A 9,314-nucleotide genomic window follows, 5' to 3' on the forward strand; every position below is an offset into this window, starting at 1 on the left:
CCGCCTACCTCTACGTGGGAGGCGGCGGCTGCTCCGACACGGGGACGGGCACCGCGTCGGTGCCGTTCTGCACGATCGCGAAGGCGGCGAAGGTCGCCGTGGCCGGGCAGACGGTTCTCGTGTCGTCGGGCACGTACACCGACGAGGTGTTCCCCTGGCACTCCGGGACGTCCGGCTCGCCCATCACCTTCCAGCCCGCGGCCGGAGCCACCGTGGCGATCTCCGGCGCCAAGCACGGCTTCACGATCTCCAACCAGAGCTGGATCACGGTCTCGGGGTTCACGATCCAGGGCAGCACCAAGGACGGGATCTACGTCTACAACGCCACCGGCATCCGGCTCTCGGGCAACACCGTACGGACGTCCGGACTCCGCGTGGAGGGCTCGACGGCCTACGGGATGTACCTCAACTCGATGACGAACTCCGTCGTCACGGGCAACCTCGTGACCGACAACTCCGCGTCCGGGATCTACCTCACGAACGGCTCCACCGGCAACCAGCTCACCGGCAACGAGAGCTCGCTGAACGCCTACGGCTACGTCCGCAACGCCGTCGGCATCGACCTGCGCGCACCCGGCAACGTCGTCAGCAGCAACCGGGTCCACGACAACGAGGACTCCGGCATCCAGTCCTACCCGGGCGGGGACCGCAACACCATCGTCGACAACGTCAGCTACCGAAACAAGGGGTTCACGACCGTCAAGCTGTCGAACTGCAACGCCCCGGGCACCGGCAACACGGCCGGGTGCATCACCGGCGACCACGGCATCGACGACTACGCCGTCACCGGCAGCTCCGTCGTCGGCAACACCGTCTACGACAACGTCGCGGCCGGCATCAACCTCGAGGGCGTGCCCTCCGGGACGGCCAGCGGCTTCACGCTCGCGAACAACGTCTCGGTCGACAACGCCGCCTCGTGCCCTGACGGCGCCGGAGGCACGGTCAAGTGCCCACGGACGCGCGGGAACATCCGCGTCGACGCCACCTCGCAGCTCGGCACGAGCCTCGACTACGACCTCGTCAACCTCAGCGTCAGCGGCGGCACGATGATGGTCTGGGGGTCGACGTCCTACACCTCCCTGGCCGCGTTCCAGGCAGCCAGCGGGCAGGAGGCCCACGCCCTGCAGGCCGACCCCCGCTGGACCAACCCGTCGCTGGGCGACTTCGCCCTCCGCAGCGGTTCCCCCGCGATCGACTCCGCCGACTCCGGTGCACCGGGCCAGCCCGGACTGGACGCCGGCGGGCAAGCCCGGGTCGACGACCCGGCAACGGTCAACACCGGCGCGGGCAGCCGGAAGTACGACGACCGCGGCGCCTACGAGTACCAGCCCCTCCCCTAGAAGCGGGACGACTCCATGAGCAACTCGACCACCTCCCACCGCTGGCAGCTCCTGCTCGGCGTCGCCCTGACCGCCGTGCTCGCCCTCGGCGCCGCCTTCCTCGCCAGCGGGGCGTCCCAGGCCGGCCCCTTCATGCAGCAGGCCGCGGCACGCCCGGCAGGCGCTCCCACCGACTGCCCGACCATCGGCCTGCTCGTCGCCGCCGCCGTCACCGCCACCGCGCCCGGCGCCCCGACCACCGTGGTCACCGCGGCGCTGAGCCGAGCCACCAACGCCGCCAAGGCCACCGCCTCCGACGACGTCCGCGAGCTCGCGCAGAACCTCGCCGACGACCTCGTCGCCTACCGCACCACCCTCACCACCAGGTCGGACACCTCGGCCCAACGCCACACCGACATCGGAGCCAGCCTCCGAGGCGACCTGACCGCCCTGCGCCGCTACTGCGGGCTCTGAGGCTCCGTCAWACGACGTAGGGCGCGGTCAACCCCACGCCGGTGTCGGTCGCGGGCAAGTCGGCGGATCGTCGAGGCATGAACGGACCCCTTGTCACCTCCCTCGGCCACGCCGGCCTGCGCATCGACGCACCGGCCCTGCGGATGCTGTGCGACCCGTGGATGTCGCCGGGCGGTGCCTTCCTCGGCTCCTGGTTCCCGTTTCCCGACAACGCCCACGTGCGCACTCCGCAGATGCTCGACGCGGACTGGGTCGCCATCTCGCACGAGCATCTCGATCATCTGGATCTGCCACTGCTGCAGGCCCTTTCGCCGTCGATGCGCCTGGTCATCCCGCGCTATCCCTCGAGGGAGATGCGCAACCGCATCGCGGGAGCCGGCATCCGCAACGTCGTCATCGAGCTCGACGCGTGGGAACGGCTGGCCCTCAACGACCGCGGCGACTGGGTGACGGTCATCCCCGAGCTGAGCCCGATGTGCCACGACGCCGCCATCCTCGTCTACGTCGACGGGCACGCCGTGCTGCACACCAACGACGCGCGGCTCAGCGTCAGCCAGCTGCGCAGGGCCGCGGAGGAGGCCGGTCGGCCCATCGACGTCATGGGCGTGCAGATGTCAGGGGCCTCCTGGCACCCGATCTGCTACGACTACCCGCCGGAGGTCGTCGAGCGCATCAGCTCCGACAAGCGTCTGGGCAAGTTCCGGGCCGTGACGCGCCTCCTCCGCTCGGCTCCGCCGAAGATCGTCGTGCCGTATGCCGGGCCGCCCGCCTTCCTCGACCCTGCCGTCGCGCGCCACAACCCCACGGCGCAGCACCCGGGCATCTTCCCCCACCAGGGACAGGCCCTCGCGTTCCTCAGGGAGCGGCTGCCGGGCCAGACCGCACTCTGCCTGCTGCCCGGCGACCGTCTGCACGCCGGCTCCGGCGAGGTCGAACGCGACCCGATGTGGGTGGACTTCTCCTTCGAGGACACCTCCGACTACCTGCGCGCGTATGCCGGCCGGCGCGCCGACGAGATCGCCGCGGTCCACGCCCAGCTGCCCGACCCGGCTCCGGAGAGCGGGCTCGCCGAGCGCTTCCGAGACCACTTCCTGGACCTCGGCGCCCTGTCCGACTACTTCCTTCAGCGCATCGGCATGACCGTCCGCTTCGAGGTGCTCGGACCGGCGGGTGGCACCTGGGACGTGCGGCTCGGACCGGACACGACCGAGGTCGACCTGAGCCCGTCGAGCCGGATGCCCGGCTACCACCTCACCGTCGAGGCGCGCTGGCTCGATGCGGTGCTCAGGGGGCGGGTCCGGTGGGAGGACCTGTTCCTCTCCCTGCGCATCCGCGCCAGCCGCGACCCCGACGTCTACAACGACTACCTCGTGGGCCTGCTCAAGCACGCGGACCGGGACGCCCTCGAGGCGGTCGAGGGCTACGAGACGAACCGCGACCCGGCCGAGACGGTCGTGCTCTCCGACGGCCACGCGGACTACGTCGTGAGCCGCTACTGCCCGCACGCCGGTGAGGACCTCCAGTACGGCGGCCTCATCCACGACGGGGTGCTCCGCTGCCTCGGTCACAACTTCGAGTTCGACCTCGCGAGCGGAGCCTGCCTCAATGCCAGGTGCGACCCGCTGCAGGTGACCCGAGCGACGGCCCCGACCCTCCACTGAGCCGCCCGAACGCCGGCAGCACGCGCCTCTTCGAGGTGCGTGCTGCCGGCATCAGGTCCCTCACTGGGGCCGCAGCAGGTAGACCGCGGTCTCGAGAAGCACGAGCAGGGTGCGCGACAGCGACGGTGCCCGGAGATAGTGGGCATCCAGCTCCACGCGACGCGGCACGATGGTCTGGAGGTACCACGTCTCGGGGTCGTGGATGGCACCTCCGAGGAGCGCGGAGGCGTCCGGCTCGAGCACGCGCGAGTCGCGCATCCTGATCTGGGCGGGCCCGGTCAGGCCCGGGGTGTGCTCGAGCACCCACCGGCACTCGGGCGGGTAGCGCCGCGCCAGCGCGACGGTCTCCGGTCGCGGACCGACGAGGGTCATCTCGCCCCGGAGCACGTTGATCAGCTGCGGCAGCTCGTCCAGCGACGTGCGACGAAGGACGGCCCCCACCTTCGTGACCCGGGAGTCGCGACCCATCGTGATGTCGAGCCCACGGCCACCGCTCGTCATGGTGCGCAGCTTGAGGATGGTGAAGGGCCGACCGCCGGCACCGACGCGCTCCTGACGGAACAGCGCCGGCCCGGGACTCGTCGCACGGATGGCGACCACCGCGACCGCCACGAGCGGCGCCGTGAGCACCAAGGCGATCGCTGCGACGACGACGTCCAGGGCCCGACGAGCGGCGCTGACGCGAGCGGCGCCCGACGAGCTCACCCCGTCCCGGCGGCGACGAGGACGTCGTCGAACTGACTCGCCACCGCGGCCACGTCGTGTGCCCGATCGACCTGGTACGTCGAGGGTGTCATGTGTGTCCACAGCCGCGCTCCTTCCTTTCGCCTCTGTTGCAGCGCACGGGTCAGGGCGTTCGGTGCGGCTCCGGGATCGGTGAGGGTGACGATCTGGCCGCGGTAGCGCTGAGCCCACGTCCAGATGTCGACCGCCTTCGCGCCCTCGGCGAGCGGGATGTCGACGTAGGTGTGGACATCGGCCTCGGCCTGGGCCGCGTCGCCGGAGTAGGACCCCGGATGGGCCAGCGCCTTGCGCGCCTGCAAGGTCACCTTGGATCCCCACCGACGCACCGCCTCCCGCCAGCTCTGTCGCATCGCCTCGTCTCGGGAGGTGCCCTGTGCGACGTACCAGCTGTCGTCCTGGAGGCCCGCGCTGAGATCGATGACGTCGACCCCGGAGGCGGCATAGCCGTCCACGGCTTCGAGGCTCGCCCCAGGGTTGGCATCCACGCCGTTCGCCCCGCACATCCGCATGGCAGGCGTCGACGTCGCGGTCCACGACAGACACCCCAGCTCGGGGACGACGACGTCGATGAGCACCTTCGTCCGCGGGGACGCGGTGTGGATGTCCGTGACGGCTTGTCGGATCAGGGCCGCCGCCTGCTCCCTCGTCGTGCCGTCGTTGTAGCCGAGCTCGTCAGCGATCTTGATGCCGGCCACACCCGGGCGGCGCGCGAGGGCGAGGACGATACCCAGCACCTGGCGGTACCGCTCCGGGCCGGCTCGGTAGGCCTTGACGACGTCGGACTCGACCCAGACGCCGGCTCCCTTCGCCCGGAGGTCGTCGACGAGCTGGGCGTACCTGCCGTCGGGGGCTGGCTGGGTGCCGGCGGCGCTCGAGGCGGGACGAGCCGGGCTGGGCGCCGACGCACTGCACCCCCCTGCCAGCAGGGCCCACGCGACGGCGATCGCTGCCAGGAGCCGCCCCCGCGTCATGGGACCCGAGCCGTGAGCCGTCGCACGACGAGCACGGTGCTGAGGTCAGTGACCAGGTAGGCGATGGCGCTGGCCACGGCTGCCCCGATCACCCCGAACGAGCGGATGAGCAGCAGGTCCAGGCCGAGGGTGGCGAGCAGGCCGACGGTCTGCAGCACCGAGTTGGTGCCCGGGCGCCGGGTCCCGAGGAGGTAGCCGCTCGCCAGGCCGCCTGCCGGCGACGCGACGAGGCCCACGGCGATGATGGCTGCCGGCACGATGGAGTCGACGAACTCCTGACCGTAGAGGGCTGGGAGCAGGGGTCCCGCGGCGAGCGCCAGCACGACGGCGCCCACGATGCCCAGGGCGCCGAGCCACGGCAGCTGTCGGCGCACCATCTTCGCGGACTCTTCCGGCCCCAGGCGGGCGATCCGCGGGTAGCTCACCCAGGTCACCGCGAGCGCCGGTAGCTTGACGAGCTCTGCGAACTTCGACGCCACGGCATACACGCCAAGAGGCGCCGGTCCGGCGATGGAGCCCAGGACGAGGAAGTCCAAGCGCAGGTTGAGCAGGTTGACCAGGCCGCCGACCTGACCGAGCAGGCCGAACGACACGATGCTGCGGGCGAGCTCCCGGTCGGGGCGCCCGGCCATCCGCATCCCCCGGCCGTGCACCTGACGCCCGAGACGGGCCCATCCCGCCCCGGCGACGACGACGTCCGCGACGATGAGCACGACCACGAGCAGCAGGGCTCCACGCAGTCCGAGCAGGTAGGCGATCCCGAACGCGGGGAGGAACGCGGCCTCCTCGGCGGCGGTGACGGCGTTGGAGCCCCGCCGGTCGTCGAGGCCCTGAAGGCTCGACTTGGCGACGGCGAGGGGCAGCTGGGTCCCGACGCTGACGCCGGCGAGGACCAGCACGAGCGTGCTCGTGTCCTGAAAGAGGATGGCGCGCAGCGCCGGCATGAGCACGAACCACGCCGCCATGCCGATCCCGATGCCTGCGGCGAGCAGCGCCAGGATCGTGGGCCACAGGCGCGCCTCGGTCGAGTGGGGCCCGGCGAGGAAGTAGCCCATGGCGCCGGGCAGACCACAGGCAGCCAGGACGCCGACCAGCCCGGGCACGACGCGGAGCAGGGCCAGCAGACCGACGTCCTCGGCGCCCCCGACCCGTGCGACGAGGATCGTGCCGAGTCCCAGCGCGACCACGGCGACCAGCCGGGCCGTGATGTTGTCGAGGACGTCCCGTCCGGGGATGCGGCGGCGACGCCGTCCGCGGATGGGGTCCAGGCGTATGCCCATGTCATCGCCTCTCGGACGGTCGGGACGAGTCGGCACGGATCAGGTCCAGCCCGGCGAGCAGGCCCAGGAAGGCCCACAGATGGCGGAAGTGCAGCACCTCGTAGAACAGCCCGGCGACCAGGAACGACACGGCCATCGCGACGAGGAAGTGCGGCGCCGGGAGGAGCTCCCGGACGGTCGACCGGTCACCGTCGCGCCCAGGTCGTCCGGGTCGTCCGGCGACACGGGCCAGCCGTGACGCGATGGAGGCGATCAGCACGACGAGACCGACGCCCCCGAGGACCCCCAGCTCGACGAGCGTCGCCATGTAGTCGTTGTGCGCCTCCTTGACGTACGGCGCCGGGATCGAGGCGAGGGTCGGTTCCGTCCGTCCCGGCCCGACGCCGACGAGGGTGCCGTTCCAGAAGAGGCGCTGGCCCTCGGCGAAGAGGACCTGCCGGTCCTGGCTCGAGGAGTCGCCGCGACCGAACGAGTCGTGCAGGACCGGCCCACTGGCAGCAGCCTGTTCCTGCAACGCGGTCCAGTCGACCGACGTGACGAGAAGCCCCCCGGCCAGGGCCACGGCGCACGCAAGACCGGTAGCCGTGATGGGACCGCGCGACCTCCACGAACCGACGATGGCTGCCGCCCCCAGGCCCACCACCATCCCGAGCATGGCGCCTTGGGACCCGGTGAAGACCACCGCGAGCACCAGCAGGATCACGGCTCCCGCGCGCAGCGCGCCACGCCGCGGGCATCGGGCGGCGAGGACGATGAAGAGGCACGAGACGAAGTAGTTGCCGGCCAGGTTGGGGTCGCCGAACGTCAGTGCGGCGCGCGAGCCGTCTCGGTCGCTCTGGCCGGCCAACCACGGGATGCCGGCCAGTCGACCGACGACCAGCAGCCCCGCGCACACGATCCCGCTCCAGCACCAGCTGCCGCAGACGAGTCGCACGAGCGAGCGGTCGGCCCGCACCGCGTTGGCGACGGTGGCGACCCAGAGCAGGAGGAAGAGGTCCTGCGCGAGCACCGAGGTCGAGCGGATCTGCAGGTTGGCCAGTGCCGCGACGGCCCCAGCCAGGATCAGCAGCCACACCCCCGCGGCATACGGCACGTGCAGACGCACGCCGTTGCGCGACAGCCAGAGGAGGACGCCCAGGATGGCGAGGACGATGGGCAGGTCCGCGGGTGAGGTGTTGCCGAGCCCGGACGGCTCGAGGAGCGGCATGCACGCGACCGCCGCTGCGATGACGCGGCGCAGGGACGGCGACGCCGGCGTCACGGGGCGGCGGCTCGCCCAGAGCCCGGGTGCCCTCTGGGACCCTGCGGTGCCCGCCCTCGGAACCGCGGTGGTCATGACCCGGCCTCCGCGAGGAGAAGGGCATGCGCGCGGGCGAAGCCCGGTTCGTCGCTCGTCGCCGCCACCTGGCCCAGCCCCACCAGCAGGGCATCGCGCCAGGTCGTCGTGGGGAGCTGGCACCCCGGCCCGGACGTGACGAAGGCCGCGACGCGCTCGGCGTACCAGTCCTCGCTCCGCAGCAGGTGCCGGACGGGTTCACCCCACACACCCGCCCGGAGGCCGGCGTGGCCGTGGACCGGGGCCCCCGCCCGGGTGTGCCGGTCGAGGTAGAGGGTGTAGGCGAGGGCGAAACGCACCCGGTCCCAGAGCGGGGCCGCCCCGAACCTCGTGTGCTCCCAGTCGACGACACCGGTGACCCGCCGGCCCGAGCGGAGGATGTTGCCGCACCAGAAGTCGCCGTGCGTGACGTGGCCGGCGTCGAGCTCGCCCACGCGCTCTCGCGAGTCACGGCATACCTGCGCTGCGGCCTTGCCCAGGCCGTCGTCGRGCCAGCGGCTCAGCAGCAGGCCACCGAGGTCCGGCTCGGACTCCGGTGGGACCCCGACCCCGTGCAGCTCGGAGAGCCACGCCCCCGCCGCGTCGAAGTCGGCCTCGACGCTGCGACGGCGGCCGGTGTGGTGCCACCGGTGGTAGTCGACCGAGAGCGGGCGCCCGTGCGAGACCGTCGTCACGAGCATCGTTCCCGTCGGGGTGTCGTGCAGCGCCACCGCACGCGGGACCGTGCCGCCGACGAGCCCCGGGTCGAGCTCGGCGAGGCGCTCGAGCGCCGCCGCCTCGGCACGCACCGACCTCCCGGCGCCCGGCGTCAGGGCGACCTTCACGGCCAGGACGGGCGTCCTCGTACCGGGCGGCGTCGCCATCACGACCGCCTTCGGGTTGTCGTCCCGCGACATGGCCACGACGGCGAGTCGGAGCGACCGGGCGCCCAGGTGCTGCTGCAGGACGTCCTCGACGGCCACGAGGTCGGGTGAGCCCGGCAGACGGGTCGAGGTCGTCATGGGCGGTGGGCGATGACCATGCGCCCGGGCACGAGCCGGCCGACCCACCCGACGAGGGGGCGGTGACGGCCGAGGCGGGTCGTCGCGGTGATGAGGAGAGCGCCCCYGGAGCGCCCGGGTGGGACCGTGGCGAAGGCGTTCCAGAACCAGCCCATGCTCTCGACGGCGTCTTCGACGACGAAGGCCGGCGCGCTCAGGCCCGGCAGCACGACCAGCTCACGGTCGACGACGAGGCCTGCGTCCCGCGCCAGCTGCCGCAGGCGGCGGGCGCTGAGGCGCCGGCCGTCGAGGAAGACGAGCTGCGCCCCGGGCGACAGGTCCGGGATCGCCGTGCCTGAGGCGGGTCGGGTGCCGTGGACGTGGACGACCGGGGTCCCCCTCGGCACGAGGAGGGCCAGCGCGGCCTCGAGGGCACTCACGAGGCCCGGCCCCAGTCCGGCAGGGGGGTCAGCACCGGCCGGGGGCCCGCAGGCTCCGGGGTGTAGACCTCGCACAGGGTCGTGCCCAGGGTGGTCGCGTCGTAACGGG

9 protein-coding genes are annotated in these 9,314 nt (G+C 72.3%); 3 read left to right on the top strand and 6 right to left on the bottom strand.

Translation table 11 applies throughout. The features are described from left to right. The 3 genes from AC1DP0_RS12760 to AC1DP0_RS12770 all read left to right on the top strand — a co-directional run. The coding region (locus AC1DP0_RS12760) for a right-handed parallel beta-helix repeat-containing protein (protein WP_478084933.1) at positions 1-1,340 on the top strand (1,340 nt) is incomplete at its 5' end. A 15-nt stretch (positions 1,341-1,355) separates the two neighbouring features. Further along, positions 1,356-1,793 carry a hypothetical protein gene (locus AC1DP0_RS12765; protein WP_478084934.1) on the top strand — a complete coding sequence of 146 codons (438 nt, stop codon included), beginning with the start codon at positions 1,356-1,358 and terminating at the stop codon, positions 1,791-1,793. 77 nt (positions 1,794-1,870) lie between these two features. Further along, positions 1,871-3,454 (top strand): Rieske 2Fe-2S domain-containing protein, encoded by a 1,584-nt coding sequence (locus AC1DP0_RS12770; protein WP_478084935.1) that lies wholly within the window; start codon positions 1,871-1,873, stop codon positions 3,452-3,454. A 60-nt stretch (positions 3,455-3,514) separates the two neighbouring features. On the opposite strand, the gene AC1DP0_RS12775 is transcribed toward AC1DP0_RS12770, so the two are convergent. Genes AC1DP0_RS12775 through AC1DP0_RS12800 form a run of 6 tightly spaced genes read right to left on the bottom strand, consistent with a single transcriptional unit; the run spans position 3,515 to position 9,205 of the window. After that, positions 3,515-4,159: a sugar transferase gene (locus tag AC1DP0_RS12775; protein ID WP_478084936.1), complete on the bottom strand. Its 645-nt coding sequence runs from the start codon at positions 4,157-4,159 to the stop codon at positions 3,515-3,517. Next, a complete protein-coding gene (locus tag AC1DP0_RS12780; RefSeq protein ID WP_478084937.1) occupies positions 4,156-5,169 on the bottom strand; it encodes a hypothetical protein in 1,014 nt (337 codons plus the stop codon). The genes AC1DP0_RS12775 and AC1DP0_RS12780 overlap by 4 nt, the downstream gene beginning before the upstream one ends. Continuing rightward, positions 5,166-6,449 carry a lipopolysaccharide biosynthesis protein gene (locus AC1DP0_RS12785; protein WP_478084938.1) on the bottom strand — a complete coding sequence of 428 codons (1,284 nt, stop codon included), beginning with the start codon at positions 6,447-6,449 and terminating at the stop codon, positions 5,166-5,168. The genes AC1DP0_RS12780 and AC1DP0_RS12785 overlap by 4 nt, the downstream gene beginning before the upstream one ends. A gap of 1 nt (position 6,450) precedes the next feature. After that, a complete protein-coding gene (locus AC1DP0_RS12790; protein WP_478084939.1) occupies positions 6,451-7,785 on the bottom strand; it encodes an O-antigen ligase family protein in 1,335 nt (444 codons plus the stop codon). After that, positions 7,782-8,786 carry a phosphotransferase gene (locus AC1DP0_RS12795; RefSeq protein ID WP_478084940.1) on the bottom strand — a complete coding sequence of 335 codons (1,005 nt, stop codon included), beginning with the start codon at positions 8,784-8,786 and terminating at the stop codon, positions 7,782-7,784. Before AC1DP0_RS12795 ends, AC1DP0_RS12790 begins: the two co-directional genes overlap by 4 nt. Continuing rightward, on the bottom strand, positions 8,783-9,205 hold the full coding sequence (locus AC1DP0_RS12800) for a hypothetical protein (RefSeq protein ID WP_478084941.1): 423 nt from the start codon (positions 9,203-9,205) through the stop codon (positions 8,783-8,785). Before AC1DP0_RS12800 ends, AC1DP0_RS12795 begins: the two co-directional genes overlap by 4 nt. Between the last annotated feature and the right edge of the window lie 109 nt (positions 9,206-9,314).

The organism is Terrabacter sp. P5_B1 (assembly GCF_056400505.1).

Coding starts and splice junctions, on each gene's coding strand:
- AC1DP0_RS12765 (WP_478084934.1), top strand. CDS start 1,356: ATGAGCAACTCGACCACCTCCCACCGCTGGCAGCTCCTGCTCGGCGTC.
- AC1DP0_RS12770 (WP_478084935.1), top strand. CDS start 1,871: ATGAACGGACCCCTTGTCACCTCCCTCGGCCACGCCGGCCTGCGCATC.
- AC1DP0_RS12780 (WP_478084937.1), bottom strand. CDS start 5,169: ATGACGCGGGGGCGGCTCCTGGCAGCGATCGCCGTCGCGTGGGCCCTG.
- AC1DP0_RS12785 (WP_478084938.1), bottom strand. CDS start 6,449: ATGGGCATACGCCTGGACCCCATCCGCGGACGGCGTCGCCGCCGCATC.
- AC1DP0_RS12790 (WP_478084939.1), bottom strand. CDS start 7,785: ATGACCACCGCGGTTCCGAGGGCGGGCACCGCAGGGTCCCAGAGGGCA.